Source organism: Agreia sp. Leaf335, from assembly GCF_001423605.1.
Classification (GTDB): domain Bacteria; phylum Actinomycetota; class Actinomycetes; order Actinomycetales; family Microbacteriaceae; genus Agreia.
Map to the genome: position 1 here is coordinate 44,729 of NZ_LMOQ01000004.1, position 19,708 is coordinate 64,436.

Below are 19,708 nucleotides of genomic sequence, written 5' to 3' on the forward strand. Positions count from 1 at the left end.
CGCCCGACTAATGGCGTGCGCGCAAGAAATGGGAGACACGTGGGACTGCTGGACAACTTCGAGAAAGGTCTCGAGCGTGCCGTCAACGGCGCATTCGCCAAGACCTTCCGCTCGGGGCTGGCACCGGTCGAGATCACCTCTGCCCTGCGCCGCGAGCTCGACACCAAGGCCGCCGTCATCTCGCGCGACCGCATCCTCGTGCCCAACTCGTTCCGCGTCATCGTGGGCCCGAACGACTACCAGCGCATGATGGCCCTCGGCCCCACGCTCAACGACGACCTCATCCAGTTCATCCAGACCCACGCCAAGCAGCAGGGCTACCAGTTCGCCGGCGGAATCTCCATGGAGCTCGTGCAGAACGCACGCCTCACCGATGGTCTGGTGCAGATCGAGTCGGCCAACGCGGCCGGCGAGGTCACCTGGACCCCCGTGCTCGACGTCGCCGGCAAGCGCTACCCCATCACCTCGTCGCGCACCGTCATCGGTCGCGGGTCGGATGCCGACATCACCATCGACGATCCCGGGACCTCGCGCAAACACGTCGAGATCCTGTGGGACGGCAAACGCGCCCAGGTCAAAGACCTCGGCTCCACGAACGGATCGCAGCTCAACGGGGTCGCCGTCTCGAAGGCCCCGCTCGAGCCGGAGTCGGTCATCCAGATCGGCCGCACACGCATCGTGTTCCGCGTTCTCGCGCAGTCGGCCAGCGTCGATCAGTACTCCGATCTGCGCACGCAGCGCCAGAGCCGCGCTCCCGAGCCGTTCCGCGAGCAGCGCCCGTTGCCGCCGCGCCCCGACCGACCGCGCCACGATCCGGGCGGCTTCTGGAGGGACAACAGTTGAGTGAACTCACCCTCCTGATCCTGCAGTTCGCGTTCCTCGCCCTTCTCTGGATCTTCGTCTTCGTCGTGGTCTACGCCATGCGCAGCGACCTCTTCGGTCGCCGGGTCAAGAAGCTCCCGGATGCGCAGGCCGCGGGCGCGGCCGGCTTCCCGACTGCGGCCCCGGCCGCCGCCGTGAGCACCAACACCCCGCCCCGTCAGCAGGCGCCCGTGCCCCAGTCGAAGGTCCCCACCTTCACCCCCCTCGAGGGCTCGTCTGCCGGAACCCACCCCCGCGCCACGACCGGCAACGCGTCTCGCCTGGTGATCACTGCCGGCACGAAGAGCGGCACCGAGATTCCTCTCGGAACCATGCCCCTCACCATCGGTCGCTCGACCGACTCGAGCGTCGTCATCCGCGACGACTACACCTCCACTCACCACGCCAGGCTCATGGTGTGGAACGAGGAGTGGATGCTGCAGGACCTCGACTCCACGAACGGAACCTTCCTCGACGGCAAGCGCGTCACCTCCCCGGTGAACGTCCCCCTCAATACGCCCATCAAGATCGGCGCGACCAGCTTCGAGTTGCGGCGCTAACACATGGCACTCGTCACATCGAGCGCCGCCATCTCCCATGTCGGCAAGATCCGCTCGAACAACCAGGACTCCGGGTTCGCCGGGCAGTCTCTGTTCGCGGTGGCCGACGGTATGGGCGGCCACGCGGGCGGCGATGTCGCATCCGCTCTGGCCATCACGCGGCTGCGTGAGATCGACGGCGAATACGGCTCGGCCGTCGACGCCGAGTTCGCCCTGCAGGAGGCCATCGTCGCGGCCAACGCGATCCTCGCCGAGACCGTCTTTGAGCATCCGGAACTCACCGGAATGGGCACGACCCTCTCGGCTCTCGTGCGCGTGGGCCAGAGCGTGGCCCTCGCCCACATCGGAGACTCCCGCGTCTACCGCTTTCGCGACGGCACGCTGACTCAGATCACCGCCGACCACACCTTCGTGCAGCGCCTCGTCGACTCGGGTCGCATCACGGCCGAAGAGGCCAAGACCCACCCCCGCCGCTCTGTTCTGATGCGGGTGCTCGGCGACGTCGATTCGACACCGGATGTCGACCTGCAGGTCATGGACACCCGTCCCGGCGACCGATGGCTGATCTGCTCCGACGGCCTTACGGGTGTCGTCGACAACGACCACATCTCCGAGGCCCTGGCCAGCGAGATGACGCCGGCCGAGGTCGTCTCCGAACTCGTCAAGCAGGCCCTCGACGGTGGCGCCCCCGACAACGTCACCATCGTGGTCGTCGACATCAGCTCGTCGTTCGACGAGCACGGCGTCGAACCGGTGACGGTCGGCTCCGCATCCAAACCGGTGGCGTTCGAGGGAACGCTCGGTCGTCGCGTCTCCCGTCTGCCGGGCCTGCGCCTGCACCCTCGCGGTCCCGCTGATCCCAGCCACTTCGAGCCCGAATCCGAGGACTACCTCGACGAGCTCATCGAAGAGAACCGGCGCCGCTCGAGGCGACGAAAGACAGCCTGGCTGGCCGGCGCCCTCGTCATCATCCTCGCCATCGCGGCCGGCGCCTTCGCCGGCTACAAGTGGACCCAGACCCGCTATTACGTCGGCGATGTCGACGGGCAGGTCGCGATCTTCCACGGTGTGCAGCAGAGCATCGGGCCGATCGCACTGTCCGAGGTCTACCAGACCACCGACATCCAGCTCGACGACCTTCCCTTCTACACGCAGGAGCAGGTGCGAGACACGATCAGTGCCGACTCGGTGAAGGCCGCGCTCGAGATCGTCAAGCGCCTCGGCGCCGCGGTCGAACCGGAGCCCACGCCGACACCCACGCCCACTCCGTCGGTCACGCCAGCACCCGAAGCCCCGGCGGCCCCCGTTGGCTGACGTCAAAGGGTCGTCTCCCGTGATCGAGGCCTCGCCGCGCGTTCCGGATGCCGGGCGCGGCATCCGTCGCATCCGCGTGCCCCAAAAACTCCGCAACCTCGAGTTGTTCCTGCTGGTCGTCGCGTGCGGAATCAACGCCTTCGCCGTCGCGCTCGTGCAGCTCGGCGCGATCGGAACCGTCGATTCGACGGTCATCACGCTCGGCGCGAGCCTGTCTGTTCTCGTTCTCGGCATGCACATCGCGCTGCGCTACGTCGCTCCGAACGCCGACCCGTTCATCCTTCCCGTCGCCGCGATCCTCAACGGCATCGGCATCGCCGTGATCTATCACGTCGATCTGATCAACGGCGATACAGGCTGGGATTCGACCGCCATCCGCCAGGTCGTGTGGAGTGCCATCGCGCTGATCTGCGCTATCGCCGTGGTCGTCATCATCCGAAACCATCGCGTGCTGCAGCGTTATACCTACGTCTTCATGTTCGCGGCATTCGTGCTGCTGCTCCTACCGATGCTGCCGGGCATCGGGCAGGAGATCTTCGGTGCCCGGGTGTGGATCCACATCGGTCCGTTCTCGTTCCAGCCGGGCGAGATCGCCAAGATCTTGCTGGCCATCTTCTTCGCCGGATTCCTCGTGCAACGCCGCGACACACTGTCGCTCGTGGGCCGCAAGGTGCTCGGCGTGCGCTTTCCCCGCGCACGCGATCTCGGTCCGATCATCGTCATCTGGGCGCTCTCGATGTCGGTCATCGTCTTCCAGCGCGACCTCGGAACCGCGCTGCTCTACTTCGGCCTCTTCGTGGTCATGCTCTACGTCGCGACCGGCCGCACGAGCTGGATTCTCCTGGGTGGTGGCCTCTTCCTCGCCGGCGCCGTCGTGGCGAGCCAGACCCTCACCTATGTCAACGACCGCTTCAGCGCCTGGCTCGATCCCTTCAGCCAGAAGAACTACGACGACCAGGGCGGCAGTTTTCAACTCGTGCAGGGCATCTTCGGCCTGGCCAACGGCGGACTCATCGGCACGGGCCTCGGCAGGGGTCGCCCCGACATCACCCCCCTCTCGCAGAGCGACTTCATCATCTCGGCGATCGGCGAAGAACTCGGTCTCGCCGGCCTGTTCGCCATCCTCTGCCTCTACCTGCTGCTCATCGCGCGCGGCCTGCGCATCAGCTTCGCGGGCCACGACGACTTCGGTCGTCTGCTCGGCGTCGGGCTGTCTTTCGTCATCGCCCTGCAGTGCTTCGTCGTCATCGGCGGCGTCACCCGGGTCATCCCCCTCACCGGCCTCACGACGCCGTTCCTCGCCTCCGGCGGTTCGTCGCTGATGGCCAACTGGATCATCGTCGCGCTCCTTCTGCGGCTGTCGGACACAGTTCGCAACCAGCCAAGGCTGGTGATCTAGTCCGATGAGCAAAGAACTCAAACGTGTCGCGATCGTCGTTCTCCTGATGTTCGGCGCCCTGTTCGTGGCGACCACGAGCATCCAGTTCTTTCAGACCGACACCCTCGCCGCCGACAGTCGCAACACGCGTGCCTTGTATGCCAGCTACGATGCCGAGCGCGGCCCGATCCTGGTCGACGGCCAGCCGATCGCGATGTCTGTTCCGTCGGATGACGACTACAAGTTCCAGCGCACGTATCCGAACGGCCCGCTCTACAGCCAGGTGACCGGCTACTACACGCTGGGTCAGGGTTCCACGGGCATCGAGAACTCGCTGGGCGACTTCCTGTCGGGCACGGCCGATTCGCAGTTCCTCGCGCGCATCAACAGCATCATCACAGGGCAGAAGCCCAAGGGCGCCTCGGTCGAACTCACGATCGATCCCGTCGTGCAGCAGGCGGCGTGGGATGCGCTGGGCGACCTCAGAGGATCGGTGGTCGCCATCGAGCCATCGACCGGGCGCATCCTCGCCATGGTCTCGAAGCCCACGTTCGACCCGAACTCCCTCGCGGTGCACGACAGCCAGAACGTGATCGACACCTACGATTCGCTGCTCAACGAGTCCGGAGATCCCCTCATCAACCGTTCGATCGACGGAAACCTGTACCCGCCGGGATCGACGTTCAAGATCGTGACCTCGTCGGCAGCGCTGCAGAGCGGAATCTCCGCGACCGACACGCAGCCGAACCTCGCACGCTTCCCCCTGCCCGGCTCGAACAACACCGTGTCGAACGCCGGCGGCGGAACCTGTGGAGGCGGCGATTCCGTTTCGCTCGAGACCGCCTTCGTGCTCTCGTGCAACATCCCCATGGCCGAGTTCGGCGTGCAGATGGGCGACACCACTCTGGTCGACATGGCGAAGGCCTTCGGTTTCACCAAAGATCTCGACATCCCCATGGCCGTGCAGCCCAGCACGATCCGTTCACCGTTGGCCGACGACAAGCTCGCTCTGGCGTCTTTTGGCCAAGACGAAGACCGGGTCACGCCGCTTCAGGTCGCCATGTTCTCGGCGGCAGTCGCCAACAAAGGAACCATCATGAAACCGAACCTGGTCGACTCCATCACCGCGCCCGATCTGACGGTGTTGCAGCAGTTCGAACCGAAGGTCTTCGCCGACCCGATCACCTCTACAACATCTTCGACACTTTCGCAGTTCATGGTCTCTGCAGTCCAGAATGGCGCGGCGACTAATGCAAGAATAGATGGGGTCAGCGTGGCCGGTAAGACAGGCACGGCAGAGAACGGCGAAGACGATCCGTACACTCTCTGGTTCACCGGTTTCGCCCCCGCAGACAACCCTCGGGTAGCCATCGCGGTAGTGGTGGAAGACGGCGGAGGCGAGAACCAATCCGGCTCGGGGAATTCCATCGCCGCGCCGATAGCAAAACAAGTACTTGAGGCGGTGCTGAGTAAATGAGACCCACAACAGGGCTCACCTTCGGGGGGCGCTACGAACTCTCCAGTCGCATTGCGATCGGGGGCATGGGCGAGGTCTGGCAGGCCACCGACCTGGTCATCGGTCGGACCGTCGCGATCAAGATCCTCAAGGACGAATACCTCGGAGATCCCGGCTTCCTCGAGCGGTTCCGCGCCGAGGCGCGCCACGCTGCTCTGGTGAACCACGAGGGCATCGCCAACGTCTTCGACTACGGAGAAGAGGAGGGCAGCGCCTACCTCGTCATGGAACTCGTTCCGGGCGAAGCGCTCTCCACCGTGCTCGAGCGCGAACACGTTCTCTCGACAGACCGGGTGCTCGACATCGTCGCGCAGACCGCCTCTGCACTGCAGGCCGCGCACGCCGCGGGCCTCGTTCACCGCGACATCAAGCCGGGCAACCTGCTCATCACGCCCGATGGTCGCGTCAAGATCACCGACTTCGGCATCGCGCGCATCGCCGACCAGGTTCCCCTCACCGCGACCGGCCAGGTCATGGGAACCGTGCAGTACCTGTCGCCCGAGCAGGCCTCGGGTCAGTCGGCATCGCCGACCACCGACGTCTACTCGCTCGGCATCGTGGCCTACGAATGCCTCGCCGGCAAGCGCCCGTTCACGGGCGAATCGCAGGTCGCCATCGCCATGGCGCAGATCAACGAGACGCCGCCCGATCTGCCGATCACCGTTGCAGAGCCGGTACGCAACCTGGTTCTCTCGTGCATCGCCAAAAAGCCCGACGACCGCCCGTCATCGACGGCCAACCTCGCGCGCGCTGCGACGGCGCTGCGCCGGGGCGATATCGCGGCTGCTGCCGCTGCCGTTCCTGCTGTTCTCGGCGGTCGTCCCGCTCCTCAGACTCAGGCCACCAGCCTGATGCCCACGGCGAACACGGTCGCCTACGGAGCGACTCAAGCCACCACCGTCATCGGTGCGGCCGGTGCCGGCGATGGTCTGCCCCCCATCGATGCGGAGGGCACCGGCGACGGCGACGACAAGAACAAGAAGAAGCGCAGCCCCTGGACGTGGCCGCTCATCGTTCTCATCGCCATCCTCGTTCTCGTTCTCGGCGGAATCGTCACCGCACTGGTCATCGGCCAGAACGGCTCGAACGATGTCCCGGTGACGACGAGCTCGTCGGCCCCTCCCACAAAAGACACCCCGACGCCGAAACCCAGCACGCCCACTCCGACACCGACCGCCACCACGGTCGCTATTCCCGAGAGTGAGCTCGTCGGCAAGTCGTTCGACGAGGCGGCGGCCGTGCTCAATGCACTCAACTTCGAGCTGAGCGCGTCGAGCGTCACAGGCAACGCGGCGACCTCGGCGGAGCAGGTGGGCACGGTCTATAAGGTCAACCCGGTCGGCAACGTTCAGCGGGGCACCAAGATCGAGCTCACGGTCTACGGCCCGCTGCCCACGGTGAACGCGCCCACCACGGCGCCGAAGCTCGGCAGTGTGGATGCTCCGGCGCCGCTCCCGGCCAACCAGGTTCCCGCCGGAACCGGCTCGTTCACCGTCTCGTGGAGTGCCTACAGCTGCCCCTCGGGAACGAGTCTCGACGCCTACTCGATCGTGGCCACCAACGCCACCGTTCTCACCGAGCCGGGCATCGGCACGCAGGCCACGCTTCAGGCGACGGCCGCCGGTCCTGTCACGGTCGCCTACACCGTCACCTGCTCGGGAATCGTGTCGCCTGCTTCTCCGGCGCTCAGTCTCACCGCGCAGTCGCCCTCGACGACGGCGCCGACCGGCAATGGAAATGGCCCAGGAACAGTCAACTGATTAACGACCAGCCTGTACACCTAGACTGAGAACCCCCCGCCCCACCAACCATGGAGTTATCACTGTGACCGATGAACATCGCCTGCTTGCCGGGCGGTATCGAATCGGAGAAGTCATCGGCCGTGGGGGTATGGCCAATGTCTACTCGGGACGAGACGAGCGCCTCGGGCGACAGGTCGCGATCAAGCTCCTGCGTTCGTCGCTGGCGAGCGATCCCGTCTTTCGCACTCGGTTCAAGCAGGAGGCGCAGGCCGCCTCCCGCATGGCGCACCCCACCATCGTGCGCGTGTTCGACGCGGGCGAAGAGAAGGTGCGCGAACCGGGCGGGTTCGAAGGGGTCGTTCCCTTTATCGTCATGGAGTACGTCGAAGGCCGCCTCCTCAAAGACATCATCAAAGAGGGACCTGTCGCGCCGGCCGAGGCGATCCGTATCACCGAAGGGATCCTCACAGCCCTCGAGTACTCCCACCGCGCAGGTGTCGTTCACCGCGACATAAAGCCCGGCAACATCATGCTCACCACCTCGGGCCAGGTGAAGGTCATGGACTTCGGAATCGCCCGCGCGATCTCCGACTCCTCGGCCACCGTCGCGCAGACGACCGCGATCCTGGGCACCGCCCAGTACTTCTCGCCCGAGCAGGCACGCGGCGAGTCCGTCGATGCACGAACAGATCTGTACTCCACCGGCGTCGTTCTGTTCGAGCTGCTCACGGGCCAGGCACCCTTCCGCGGCGACACTCCCGTTGCCGTCGCGTACCAGCACGTCAGCGAGACGCCTCCGGTTCCGTCTTCGATCAACCCCAACATCTCGCCCGCCATCGATCGGGTCGTGCTCCACGCGCTCACCAAAGACCGCTTCTCGCGGTTCCAGTCGTCCGCCGAGTTCCGCACCGACCTCCAGGTCGCCGGCGCCGGCAAGATCCCGTCGAAGCGTCCTCCCGTCGAGGACTTCCAGTCGTCGCTCTTCGGCGCGCCCCCCAGCCTCACCGCCACCTCGGACTCGGCTCTGACGCAACTGGCCGGAGACGACGACTACGCCGTCCGCACGCAGTCCAGGCCCCCGGTCGTCTGGATCTGGGCGGGCATCGCCAGCGTCGCAGTCATCATCATCGCGATCGTCTTCTGGATCTTCACGCTCCAGCCCACCACGATCGTTCCCGACAACTCGATCACGGTTCCGAATGTCGCCGGCCAGACCTACGACGCTGCCGACAGCACGTTGCAGCAGATGGGCCTGGTAACAGCACGACAAGACATCTTCGATGCAGAGATTCCTGAGGGGCGCGTCATTCGCACCGACCCCGAGCCGGGCACGGTGCTGAACGAGGGCTCCGATCTGGTGATCGACGTGTATGTGTCTCTGGGCAAGCAGACGGTATCCATTCCGGATGTCTCGGGCAAGCCCGACGCGGAGGCGACTCAGGCCCTCACTGCTCTGGGACTTACCGTCGGCACGACGACGAAAGAAAACCACGCCACGGCTCCCACCGACGCGGTCATCCGCACTACTCCCGCAGCCGGTACGGCCAGTTTCGTCGGGGACTCGGTCAATCTGGTGATCTCGTCCGGTCTCGTCAGTGTCCCCGACGTCACCGGACAGGCGCTCGAGGTAGCGAGTTCCACTCTTCAGGGTCTGGCGCTTCAGGTCACCGTCGACGGTGACCCGGGCTGCAAGACGGTTCCCGGCAATCCCGTGTCGAGTCAGTCGATCGCGGCCGGAGACGCGGCCCAGAAGTCGACCATCGCCATCCGGTACTGCACGGGCGCTTAGGGCCCAGCATCTCTCGGGTCTAGCCGATGCGCCTCTAGTTCGTGCGCATGAGCGGGCTGAGGCTCTGAGCCGCAAAAGGCGCGCTCTCGAGACCTGCCGCACCGAGCCAGTTGCCGAGCATTCGGTAACCGCCCTCGGTGAGAACCGATTCCGGGTGGAACTGCACGCCGAACACCGGCGCCTCCTTGTGGCGGAGTCCCATGATGACGCCGCCCTTGGTGCGGCTGGTCACGAGAAGCTCGTCGGGAACCGTGCCGTCGACGACAGCCAACGAGTGGTATCGCGTGGCCGTGAACGGATCGGGCACTCCCGCATAGAAGGCGCTGCCATCGTGCTCGATGAGGCTCGTCTTGCCGTGCATCAACTCGTCGGCGTACGTCACCGTGGCGCCGAGGGCCTCGCCGATGGCCTGATGTCCGAGACACACGCCCAGGAGAGGTGTGCTCGAGGCAAGGGCGGCGTGCACCACGGGGATCGACACGCCCGCGTCGTGCGGAGTGCCCGGCCCGGGCGACACGAGCACCGCGTCGTAGTCCGCTATCCGTGCCGAGGCGTCTGCGGCCGCGAAGTCGTCGTTGCGCACTACGTCGGTCTCGGCCCCCAACTGCAGCAGATAGCCGTTCAGGGTGTAGACGAAGCTGTCGTAGTTGTCGATCACGAGAACGCGCGTCATTGGTCGACGGTGACTTCCTGTGTCGGGGTGATCATCACGTCGATCCAGGGGAAGACCCAGGCGGCGAGGGCATAGACCACCGCGGCGGCGAGAATCAGAACGAGGAGGATGCGCAGCCAGATCGGGCCGGGCAGGACTCTCCAGAGAGCGGCGTACATATCAGTTCCCCGATCCGACGACGGATGCGATCTCGGTCGGTGGTCCGGCCGATCGCGGCTGCCACGACTCGAACGCCCCGTAAGCGATGATGCGCTCCGACGCGATGTACAGCGGGTTGCAGCTCGTGAGGGTGATCAGACGATCGACCGGGGTGGCTCCCTCGACCTGCGGAACGGGATCGATGACGCCGATTCCGTACGGGGTCACGTACTCCGTGTCGCGGTAGCGGTAGGTGTACCAGCCGTCTTGCGTCTCGACGTAGATGGGGTCGCCGATCTGCAGCTCGTTGATCTTGATGAACGCGCTGCCCCAGCCGTCGCGGTGAGCAGCGACGGCGAAGTTGCCGACCTCACCCGGCATCTGCGTGTCGTCGTAGTGACCAGCGCCGCCCTTGTTCAGCACCGTGTGCGGATCGACGCCCTCTGCGATCGTGCGCTTGAAGTCGGCGCCGAAGCGTGGCACGTAGAGGATCGCGAAGTCGCTGCCGGCCGAGGGCGCACCCATCACGGCGGGTTCTCCGTAGTTCACCGGTGCTGCAGCGGCCCCGGTCGAGGTCGGAGTCGGCGTCGGAGTCGTTCCGGTCACGACGGGGAGCTTCCAGTCGTCGGCCAGAGAAGTCGCGTCTGATGCCTGCTCGTTGGTGAGCACGATGCTGTTCCACCACAGCTGCCATCCGAGGAACAGGAGCACGAAGACCCCTGCTGTGATCAGCAGCTCGCCGAACACTCCCACGACCTTCGTGGCAAGACTGCGCTTCACCGGCGGTCGCGGGGTCTTCTTCGACGTTCGCCGCTTCGTCGGCCGAGCGGATGCGGCTTCGCCGGCAGCGACGAGGGGCTCGTCGCCTCCCACAGGCGGCTCGGACACCGAGAGGGCATCCAGATCTGAACGAGTGGCAGCCGTGTCGGGCTGCGGCGTCGTGTCGGGCTGCTCTGTCGACGATGTCGAGCTCTTCAGTGCTTCTGCCTCGGCCTTGCGCGCCTCACGACGTGACAACGGCGTGGCATCAGAACCTGGCTGAATATCCCCCGGCTGGTATTCGGTCATTGTTGCATTGTAAGCCGTCGATGCGGCCCTTTGCCCTGAGAGCCAAGCCGTTCCCAAGCATTCCGGGCTAGAATCGTGCCTATGGCCCGCGAGAAGACCCGTTCACCCCGTTCCGAAGTCGCAAAGACTGCTACCCGAAGCGGTGATGAGTCGACGAAGCCGAACCCCGTGTGGTTCAAGCCGGTCATGTTCGGCTTCATGCTCGTCGGTCTCGCCTGGATCATCACGTTCTACGTGAGCCAGGCCAAGTTCCCGATCGCCGATCTCGGCGGCGGCAACATCCTCATCGGATTCGGAATCGCCTTCATCGGCTTCCTGATGACGACACGGTGGCGCTGACCACCTAGTACGCCACACAACCTGTGGATAACTACGAATTACACCCGTGTAATTATCCCCAGCTGTGGATAACCCTGTTAATAACTAATCTGCACTTCTGTGGAGAGTCGGTTAGACCAAGGCCTTCGCGACGGTGAGGGCGACGAGCCCCACGCCGGTCGCGACCAGCAGAAGTATCTGCGTGTTCTTCTGACGCACGTTTCGGGTCTTGGTGAAGATCAATCCCACCAGCGCACCCACTGCGAGGCCCCCGAGGTGCGCCTGCCAGGCGATGCCGAAGCCGGGAATGAAGCCGATCACCAGGTTGATTCCGACCAGCACGAGCAGCTGAACGTTGTTGCCGCCGAAGTGGCGCTGGATGACGAAGAACGCGCCCATGAGTCCGAAGATCGCGCCTGACGCGCCGACGACGCCCTGGAACGGTGAGGCGATCAGGTCGACCGCGACCGAGCCACCCAGACCGGCCAGAAGATAGAGCGTGAGGTAACGCGCGCGACCCAGGGTGTGCTCGAGCATCTGCCCGAAGATGAACAACGCGTACATGTTGAAGAGCAGATGCAGGACACCGCCGTGCATGAAGATCGAGGTGATCATGCGCCAGGGCTCGAGTGGAGCGCCAAGGCCCGGCTGCGTGTAGGCACCCGCGTACTGCAGAGCCTGTGTGACCGACTGACCGATGCCCGGCACGCTCTGCAGAATGAAGAAGAACGCGGTGACGCCGATCAGCGAGTAGGTGACGACAGGCTGCGTCGACGTGCTGCGGAAAGCCGTGACGAAGCGGGGCTTCGGGCGGGCGGGCCGATTCTGCCGCGCGCAGTCGACGCAGTGCACCCCGACTGCCGCCTGAACCTGGCATTCAGGGCACACGGTCTTGCCGCATCGCTGACAGAGAATGAAACTCTGTCGGCCGGGATGCCGATAACAGAAGTTATCGGCATCCACCGGAGCCTGTGACACCCGCGTTCGCCTCTATCTCGTGAAAGAAGCTCAGACGGCTTCTACGGTGACGCTCTCGACGACGACGCTGTCGAGGGGGCGGTCGCCGGCGTCGGTGGCGACTGCACCGATCTTTTCGACGATGCGCTTCGACTCGTCGTCGGCGACCTCGCCGAAGATCGAGTGCTTGGCCTGCAGCCAGGTGGTCGGACCCGTGGTGATGAAGAACTGCGAGCCGTTGGTGCCGTGGCCCCCGCGCTGACCGGCGTTGGCCATGGCCAGAACGTAAGGCTGCGTGAAGTTGAGCTCGGGGCTGATCTCATCGTCGAACGCGTAGCCCGGGCCGCCGGTGCCCTGTCCGATGGGGTCGCCGCCCTGGATCATGAATCCGGGGATGATGCGGTGGAAGATGGTGCCGTCGTAGAGCTTGTCTTTGGAGACCTTGCCGGTCTGAGGATGGGTCCACTCGATTTCGCCCGTGGCGAGGCCGACGAAGTTGGCGACGGTCTTCGGTGCGTGGTTGCCGAAGAGATTGACCTTGATTGCGCCGTGGTTGGTGGTGAACGTAGCTACGTGGGTGTGTGCAGGCATGAATTGATTCTCCCATACACCCTCAGACATCCAGACGAGGCACAGGGTATGTGCGGGTGATCGCCAGGGCAAGCCGTGCGCGGCGAGCGATGTGCGTGGCAAGATTGGGGGGAACCGCGCTCGTTCCGCTGATGGAGGTTTTCAATGAGTCTTACTCGCAAGCGTCGCAAGGCGCTCAAGAAGTTGAAGGGCAGTGCTGAAGAGCTTTGGCTCGACCAGCAAGAGATCCTTGATCGCGCAAACCAGATCGCCCGCGTCGCCGCCGGTCACGCGTCCGATCTGACCCGAGAAGAAGTCGTACCCCGCGTCCGCGGAGCGGTCGACTCGATCGGACCGGTCATCGGCCGCAATGTCGCGGGCGCGAAGCTCGCGGCGCAGGAAGTGCGCAGCCGTTTCGCTCACGATGTCCTGCCCTCGGTCGGAACAGCACTCGGATCGGCAGCCACGGTGCTTCACGTGGCCAACAACCCGACCGTCAAGCGAGCGATCGCCAAGACCCAGCCCAAGAAGGCTCCCGTCGGCGGCATCGTCGCGATCGTCTTCGGCGTGGTCGCCGCGGCTGGCGTCGGATACGCACTGTGGCAGACGCTCCGTGCAGACGACGAGCTCTGGATCGCTGATGACGAGGCCGTCTCCGAGACGCCCGCCGGCTAGCAAGCACACCAGCACGAACGACAAGAGCGGCATCCCCACGCGGGGTGCCGCTCTTGTCGTTCGTGCTGATATCGATCGAGTCGATCGCCGAAACTGGTCGTCGCCTAGATGTCGTCCATCTGCTTCTTGAGAGCCGCGAAATCGACGTCGATCAGCGTGCGGATGCGACGGGCTCGGTTGCGCGTGTAGTCGGCGTCCTTGACCGGCGACGTCGGAAGCGTGTCGAGGCGCATCTCGACGGCCCCGCCCAGGTCACCCCAGGCGGCCTGTCTGGCCGTCTCGACGATCTCTGCGACGTAGTCGGCCTTGTCTGCCAGAACTCTCAGTCGGGCCGCTACGCGCGAGTACACGGCGTGACGCAGGTCGAGGCTGCCCAGGTCTTCGGGATGGTAGTCGTGCTCGTGCCGCACGCTGCCTCGCGCCCGTGCCGCACGCTCTCGCAGCACGTCGGTGACGCGGTCCGCATAGTCGGACTGCTCGGCCGCGAGACGCACCAGCGACTGCTTCACCTCGCGCGCGGTGGCGTCGGCATCGAAGGGCTCGTCGTGGCGGAGTGCACTCACGATGATGTGATTCTTCACATCCATGACGACGGCGAAGCGGGCGATGAGGAGACCTTCATCGACGGCCCGTTGAACGGCCTCTTCTGAAACGGAAATGGCCTCGGACGAAGCCGACGGGCGCTTTCGCTTCCGATCGGACTTTCGCCTCAAGGCCATTTCGATCCACCAGTTTTATGGACTGCTGTTTTGTTCACTGCGAGTGAAAGTCACTGAGTGATCTTCACTGCGGTGGAGCCTAGGAGAATCGAACTCCTAACCCCCTGCTTGCAAAGCAGGTGCTCTGCCAATTGAGCTAAGGCCCCGGTTGAGAAAGCTTCTTTCAAAGCATCTCGTGGGGGTACGTGGACTTGAACCACGGACCTCTTCGTTATCAGCGAAGCGCTCTAACCGCCTGAGCTATACCCCCGGATGGGCAGATAGTAGGTTATCCCACCTGCACCCGTTTCCCCAAACCGAGCGAACCCGGATGGGGAGAATCCGTCTTACTTGTTGGTGAAACCGAGCAGAATTCCGCCCGTGATCTTCGTTGCGAGGTTGTACAGAACCGCACTGATCGCGCCGAGAGCCGTGACGACGATCACGTTCAGGATCGCCACGATGACAGCGAAGCCCATGACCTGCGACAGCGAAGCGAAGTCGAAGAGATCGAAGTTGTCTTGACCCGCGATGTCTTTGAGGAGGCCGTTGATCTGGTCGAAGACGCCGGTCTGGTTGAGCAGCGACCACACCAGGAAGGACACGACGATCGTGATGATTCCGAGAATCACCGCGAAGAGGAACGACAGCTTGAGGATCGACCAGAAGTCGACGTAGACCAGCTTGAGCCGCACCTGCTTGGTGGCTGCGGGGCGCGACGACTTCTTCGCGAGTTTCTCGGCGACATTACTCATTCGTCGATTCTTCCTTTCCGTCGGGCTCTGATTCGCCCTGTGCGGCGGCGGCGCTCTCTGGCACACTATCCGACGCCGCTTCGGCGTCGAGGTTTCGTTCAGTGTTCTTTGCGAGAGCGATGATTCTGTCTTCGTCTGCGAAACGGGCGAACACGACACCCATGGTGTCACGACCCTTGGCGGGTACTTCGGCCACGGCAGAGCGTACCACCTTGCCACTGGCAAGAACCACAAGCACCTCGTCGTCCTCTTCGACGATCAGCGAACCCGCCAGATCGCCCCGAGCTTCCTGGAGTTTCGCCACCTTGATGCCGAGACCTCCGCGACCCTGGACGCGATACTGCTCCACGTGGGTGCGCTTGGCGAACCCGCCCTCGGTCACCACGAAGACGTAGCCCTCTTCAGAGACCACCGACGCGGCGAGCAGATAATCGTCGCTCCGGAACTTCATGCCGATGACACCCGCGGTGCTGCGTCCCATCGGGCGAAGGGAGTCGTTCGACGCGGTGAAGCGGATCGACATGCCCTTCTTCGACACGAGCAGCACATCGGAATCTTCTTCGACGAGTAGAGCCGAGACGAGCTCGTCGCCCTCGCGCAGGTTGATCGCGATGATTCCGCCCGAGCGGTTGGTGTCGTACTCGTCGAGTGCCGTCTTCTTGAGAAGACCGCCTCGCGTCGCGAGCACGAGGTACTTGGCAGCCTCGTAGTCACGGATGTCGAGGACCTGTGCGATCTGCTCGTCCGGTGCCATGGCGAGCAGGTTGGCGACGTGCTGACCCTTCGCATCGCGGCCGGCCTCCTGCAGCTCGTATGCCTTGGCGCGGTAGACCCGACCCCGGTTGGTGAAGAAGAGCAGCCAGTGGTGGGTGGTCGTGACGAAGAAGTGCTCCACCACGTCGTCTGCGCGCAGCTGCGCGCCCTTGACTCCCTTGCCTCCGCGGTGCTGGCTGCGGTAGTTGTCGCTGCGCGTGCGCTTGATGTAGCCGCCGCGCGTGACCGTCACCACCATCTCCTCTTCGGGGATGAGGTCTTCCATGTTCATGTCGCCGTCGAACCCGAATACGATCTCCGTGCGGCGGTCGTCTCCGTACTTGTCGACGATCTCGCTGAGCTCTTCGACGACGATCTCGCGCTGACGCGCCTGCGACGACAGGATGAAGTTGTATTCGTCGATCTTCAGCTGAAGAGCGTCGGCCTCATCCATGATCTTCTGGCGCTCGAGGGCGGCCAGTCTGCGCAGCTGCATCTCGAGGATGGCGCGCGACTGCAGCTCATCGATGTCGAGGAGCTGCATCAGACCATCACGAGCATCCTCGACCGTGTTGGAACGGCGGATCAGCGCGATGACCTCGTCGAGCGCGTCGAGCGCCTTGAGGTAACCCTGCAGGATGTGCATGCGCTCCTGCGCCTCGCGCAGTCGGAACATCGTGCGTCGCACGATGACGTCGATCTGGTGCGTGACCCACTCGCTGATGAATCCGTCGATCGAGAGCGTGCGCGGAATGCCGTCGACGATCGCGAGCATGTTCGCGCCGAAGTTCTCTTGCAGCGACGTGTGCTTGTAGAGGTTGTTAAGAACGACCTTCGCAACAGCATCACGCTTGAGCACGATGACGAGGCGCTGACCGGTGCGGCCCGAGGTCTCATCGCGGATGTCGGCGATGCCGCCGACCTTGCCGTCTTTCACGAGGTCGGCGATCTTGATCGCGAGGTTGTCGGGGTTGACCTGGTACGGCAGCTCGGTGACGACGAGGCAGGTTCGACCCTGCAGCTCCTCGACGTTGACGACGGCGCGCATCGTGATCGATCCGCGACCCGTGCGGTAGGCATCCTGGATGCCCTTCGTTCCCAGGATCTGCGCTCCCGTGGGGAAATCCGGACCCTTGATGCGCTCGATCAGCGCATCCTGCAGTTCTTCGCGCGTCGCATCCGGGTTCTCGAGGGCCCAGACGGCACCCGCTGCGACCTCGCGCAGGTTGTGCGGCGGGATGTTGGTGGCCATTCCGACCGCGATACCCACCGACCCGTTGACAAGCAGGTTGGGGAATCGGGAAGGAAGGACGACCGGCTCGAGCGTGCGCCCGTCGTAGTTGTCCTGGAAGTCGACGGTCTCCTCGTGGATGTCGCGCACCATCTCGAGCGCGAGCGGAGCCATCTTGGTCTCGGTGTATCGAGGGGCCGCCGCGCCGTCGTTTCCGGCGGAACCGAAGTTACCCTGACCGAGCGCCAGTGGGTAGCGCAGGCTCCACGGCTGGATGAGGCGCACCAGCGCGTCGTAGATCGAGGTGTCACCGTGCGGGTGGAACTGCCCCATCACCTCGCCGACGACGCGGGCCGACTTGGAGAAGGCTCGGTCGGGGCGGTAGCCGCCGTCGTACATCGCGTAGATGACGCGTCGGTGCACGGGCTTGAGTCCGTCGCGCACGTCGGGAAGCGCCCGACCCACGATCACGCTCATCGCGTAGTCGAGGTAGGAGCGCTGCATCTCGAGCTGCAGGTCGACCTGCTCGATGCGGTCGGTCATGGCGCCCGAGGAATCGGGGGCCTGGGGGATGTCGCCCGTGGTGTCGTCAGTCATGGTGTCCTAGCGGTAGAGCCCGTCGCCGAGCAGAGCGCATCAAATATCGAGGAAGCGAACGTCTTTGGCGTTCTTCTGGATGAAGTTGCGTCGGGATTCGACGTCTTCGCCCATCAGGGTCGAGAAGATCTCGTCGGCAGCAGCAGCGTCGTCGAGCGTGATCTGGCGCAGGGTGCGGGTGTCCGGGTCCATGGTGGTGTCCCACAGCTCGCGGTAGTCCATCTCGCCCAGACCCTTGTAGCGCTGGATGCCGTTCTCTTTCGGGATGCGCTTTCCAGCGGCCTGGCCATTGACCAGCAGCGCGTCGCGCTCCGCGTCGGAGTAGACGTACTCGTGTGCCGAGTTCGTCCACTTGAGGCGGTAGAGCGGCGGCATGGCGAGGTAGACGTATCCGAGTTCGATGAGCGGACGCATGTACCGGAACACGAGGGTGAGCAGCAGCGTAGTGATGTGCTGGCCGTCGACGTCGGCGTCGGCCATCAGAACGATCTTGTGATATCTGGCCTTGTCGGGGTTGAAGTCCTCGCCGATTCCCGCACCGAATGCGGTGATCATGGCCTGCACCTCGTTGTTGCCGAGTGCCCGGTCGAGACGCGCCTTCTCGACGTTCAGGATCTTGCCGCGCAGGGGAAGGATGGCCTGGGTCTCGGGGTTGCGACCCTGGATGGCGGAGCCACCGGCGGAGTCTCCCTCGACGATGAAGATCTCGCTCTTCTCAGGGTCGCGACTCGAGCAGTCCTTCAGCTTTCCAGGCATGCCGCCGCCCTCGAGCAGGCCCTTGCGTCGGGTCTGCTCTCGCGCCTTGCGTGCCGCGAGACGAGCCTGGGATGCCTGGATCGCCTTGCGGATGATGTCGCGGGCCTGCGCGGGGTTGCGATCGAACCAGTCGGTGAGCTCGACGCCGACGACGCGCTGAACGAAGGCCTTGGCCTCGGTGTTGCCCAGCTTGGTCTTGGTCTGGCCCTCGAACTGCGGTTCGGCGAGCTTGATCGAGATGACGGCCGTCAGACCCTCGCGCACGTCGTCGCCGGAGAGGTTGTCATCTTTCTCTTTGATGATGCCCTTCTCACGGGCGTACTTGTTGACGAGTGTGGTGAGGGCGGCTCTGAAACCCTCTTCGTGCGTGCCACCCTCATGCGTGTTGATGGTGTTGGCGTAGGTGTGAACACTCTCGGTGTAGCCCGTAGTCCACTGCATGGCGACCTCGAGCGCGATCTTGCGCACGGTGTCCTCCTGCTCGAACGAGATGATCTCCTCGTTCACGAGGTCGTTCTTCTTCGCCCGGTTCAGGTACTCCACGTAATCTTGGAGACCCTTCTCGTAGAGATAGGTCACCGCTACCGGCTCGCCGTCGTCGCCCGCGGTCGCCCGCTCGTCGGTGAGGCTGATGCTGAGGCCCTTGTTGAGGAAGGCCATCTGCTGGAAGCGGGCGCGCAGAGTCTCGTAGTCGAACTCGATCGACTCGAACGTCTCGGCGCTCGGCCAGAACGTGATGCGCGTTCCGGTCTCGGTGGTGGTCTCGTCTTTCGACAGAGGCGCCTCGGGCACACCGTTGCGGTAGCTCTGGCGATAGACGTTGCCCTGTCGGCGCACCTCGACGTCGAGTTCGCTGGAGAGGGCGTTGACCACCGAGCTGCCGACACCATGGAGACCGCCGGAGACCGCGTAGCCGCCGCCGCCGAACTTTCCACCGGCGTGCAAGATCGTGAGTACGACCTCGACGGTGGATTTCTTCTCGACGGGGTGCATGTCGACGGGGATGCCGCGACCGTTGTCGGTGACCTGGATGCCGCCGTCGCGCCGCATGACGACCGCGATCGTGTCGGCGTAACCTGCCAGCGACTCGTCGACCGAGTTGTCGACGATCTCGTAGACCAGGTGGTGCAGTCCGCGGGGTCCGGTCGATCCGATGTACATACCCGGACGCTTGCGCACCGCTTCAAGGCCTTCGAGAACCTGAATCTGGTCGGCGCCGTACTCGCTGTCGGGGTTCACTTTGTCTGACTCAGACATATAGAAATGGGCTCCTCAGTGCCGCCTCTATGTGAGTCATGAAGGCGACCCTTAATTCTAGCAAAGACCGCGTGTGTTAAACGGCTACATGGCGATCTGAGC

Annotated in this window: 18 protein-coding genes and 2 tRNA genes; 9 read left to right on the forward strand and 11 right to left on the reverse strand. The window is 64.3% G+C overall.

Going from position 1 to position 19,708, the window contains the following annotated elements:
- Positions 1–39 precede the first annotated feature (39 nt).
- From ASF79_RS14725 to pknB, 7 genes are all read left to right on the forward strand, one after another.
- Positions 40–843, forward strand: coding sequence for an FhaA domain-containing protein (locus tag ASF79_RS14725; RefSeq protein ID WP_082495949.1), 804 nt, complete (start codon positions 40–42; stop codon positions 841–843).
- On the forward strand, positions 840–1,421 hold the full coding sequence (locus ASF79_RS14730; RefSeq protein WP_055782965.1) for an FHA domain-containing protein FhaB/FipA: 582 nt from the start codon (positions 840–842) through the stop codon (positions 1,419–1,421). Before ASF79_RS14725 ends, ASF79_RS14730 begins: the two co-directional genes overlap by 4 nt.
- Before the next feature lie 3 nt (positions 1,422–1,424).
- Positions 1,425–2,735 carry a PP2C family protein-serine/threonine phosphatase gene (locus ASF79_RS14735; protein WP_055782960.1) on the forward strand — a complete coding sequence of 437 codons (1,311 nt, stop codon included), beginning with the start codon at positions 1,425–1,427 and terminating at the stop codon, positions 2,733–2,735.
- Positions 2,736–2,757: 22 nt separating this feature from the next.
- A complete protein-coding gene (locus ASF79_RS14740) occupies positions 2,758–4,134 on the forward strand; it encodes an FtsW/RodA/SpoVE family cell cycle protein (RefSeq protein WP_235480676.1) in 1,377 nt (458 codons plus the stop codon).
- A 4-nt stretch (positions 4,135–4,138) separates the two neighbouring features.
- Complete coding sequence (locus ASF79_RS14745) at positions 4,139–5,590, forward strand: peptidoglycan D,D-transpeptidase FtsI family protein (protein WP_055856306.1); 1,452 nt, start codon at positions 4,139–4,141, stop codon at positions 5,588–5,590.
- Positions 5,587–7,389: a protein kinase domain-containing protein gene (locus ASF79_RS14750; protein WP_082495950.1), complete on the forward strand. Its 1,803-nt coding sequence runs from the start codon at positions 5,587–5,589 to the stop codon at positions 7,387–7,389. Before ASF79_RS14745 ends, ASF79_RS14750 begins: the two co-directional genes overlap by 4 nt.
- 64 nt (positions 7,390–7,453) lie before the next feature.
- Positions 7,454–9,160 carry a Stk1 family PASTA domain-containing Ser/Thr kinase gene (gene pknB, locus ASF79_RS14755; protein WP_156366284.1) on the forward strand — a complete coding sequence of 569 codons (1,707 nt, stop codon included), beginning with the start codon at positions 7,454–7,456 and terminating at the stop codon, positions 9,158–9,160.
- A gap of 34 nt (positions 9,161–9,194) precedes the next feature.
- Here pknB and ASF79_RS14760 read toward each other — a convergent pair whose 3' ends face one another.
- Genes ASF79_RS14760 through ASF79_RS14765 form a run of 3 tightly spaced genes read right to left on the reverse strand, consistent with a single transcriptional unit; the run spans position 9,195 to position 11,039 of the window.
- Positions 9,195–9,833, reverse strand: a complete 639-nt coding sequence (locus ASF79_RS14760) for an anthranilate synthase component II (protein ID WP_055856311.1) — start codon at positions 9,831–9,833, stop codon at positions 9,195–9,197.
- Positions 9,830–9,991: a hypothetical protein gene (locus ASF79_RS17570; protein WP_181035804.1), complete on the reverse strand. Its 162-nt coding sequence runs from the start codon at positions 9,989–9,991 to the stop codon at positions 9,830–9,832. Before ASF79_RS17570 ends, ASF79_RS14760 begins: the two co-directional genes overlap by 4 nt.
- Position 9,992: 1 nt before the next feature.
- Positions 9,993–11,039 carry a class E sortase gene (locus tag ASF79_RS14765; protein ID WP_082495951.1) on the reverse strand — a complete coding sequence of 349 codons (1,047 nt, stop codon included), beginning with the start codon at positions 11,037–11,039 and terminating at the stop codon, positions 9,993–9,995.
- Between the two features lie 81 nt (positions 11,040–11,120).
- Here ASF79_RS14765 and ASF79_RS14770 point away from each other — a divergent pair, with 81 nt between their 5' ends.
- A complete protein-coding gene (locus ASF79_RS14770) occupies positions 11,121–11,378 on the forward strand; it encodes a cell division protein CrgA (RefSeq protein ID WP_044440925.1) in 258 nt (85 codons plus the stop codon).
- 111 nt (positions 11,379–11,489) lie between these two features.
- Here ASF79_RS14770 and ASF79_RS14775 read toward each other — a convergent pair whose 3' ends face one another.
- Complete coding sequence (locus ASF79_RS14775; protein ID WP_326942880.1) at positions 11,490–12,209, reverse strand: rhomboid family intramembrane serine protease; 720 nt, start codon at positions 12,207–12,209, stop codon at positions 11,490–11,492.
- Positions 12,210–12,365: 156 nt separating this feature from the next.
- The gene (locus tag ASF79_RS14780; protein WP_055782942.1) at positions 12,366–12,905 is read right to left on the reverse strand and encodes a peptidylprolyl isomerase; all 540 of its coding nucleotides are present in this window, start codon (positions 12,903–12,905) and stop codon (positions 12,366–12,368) included.
- Positions 12,906–13,049: 144 nt separating this feature from the next.
- On the opposite strand from ASF79_RS14780, the gene ASF79_RS14785 reads away from it, so the two are divergent.
- Positions 13,050–13,559: a hypothetical protein gene (locus tag ASF79_RS14785; protein ID WP_055782939.1), complete on the forward strand. Its 510-nt coding sequence runs from the start codon at positions 13,050–13,052 to the stop codon at positions 13,557–13,559.
- 104 nt (positions 13,560–13,663) lie between these two features.
- Here ASF79_RS14785 and ASF79_RS14790 read toward each other — a convergent pair whose 3' ends face one another.
- The 6 genes from ASF79_RS14790 to gyrB form a co-directional block, all read right to left on the reverse strand.
- Positions 13,664–14,122, reverse strand: coding sequence for a hypothetical protein (locus tag ASF79_RS14790; RefSeq protein ID WP_156366285.1), 459 nt, complete (start codon positions 14,120–14,122; stop codon positions 13,664–13,666).
- Positions 14,123–14,351: 229 nt separating this feature from the next.
- Positions 14,352–14,424 (reverse strand) — tRNA-Ala (locus tag ASF79_RS14795).
- A gap of 30 nt (positions 14,425–14,454) precedes the next feature.
- Positions 14,455–14,528, reverse strand: a tRNA-Ile gene (locus tag ASF79_RS14800).
- Between the two features lie 76 nt (positions 14,529–14,604).
- Positions 14,605–15,012: a DUF3566 domain-containing protein gene (locus ASF79_RS14805; protein WP_055782932.1), complete on the reverse strand. Its 408-nt coding sequence runs from the start codon at positions 15,010–15,012 to the stop codon at positions 14,605–14,607.
- Positions 15,005–17,593, reverse strand: a complete 2,589-nt coding sequence (gene gyrA / locus ASF79_RS14810; RefSeq protein WP_055856319.1) for a DNA gyrase subunit A — start codon at positions 17,591–17,593, stop codon at positions 15,005–15,007. The genes ASF79_RS14805 and gyrA overlap by 8 nt, the downstream gene beginning before the upstream one ends.
- A 39-nt stretch (positions 17,594–17,632) precedes the next feature.
- Positions 17,633–19,606, reverse strand: a complete 1,974-nt coding sequence (gene gyrB, locus ASF79_RS14815) for a DNA topoisomerase (ATP-hydrolyzing) subunit B (protein WP_055782926.1) — start codon at positions 19,604–19,606, stop codon at positions 17,633–17,635.
- Positions 19,607–19,708 lie beyond the last annotated feature (102 nt).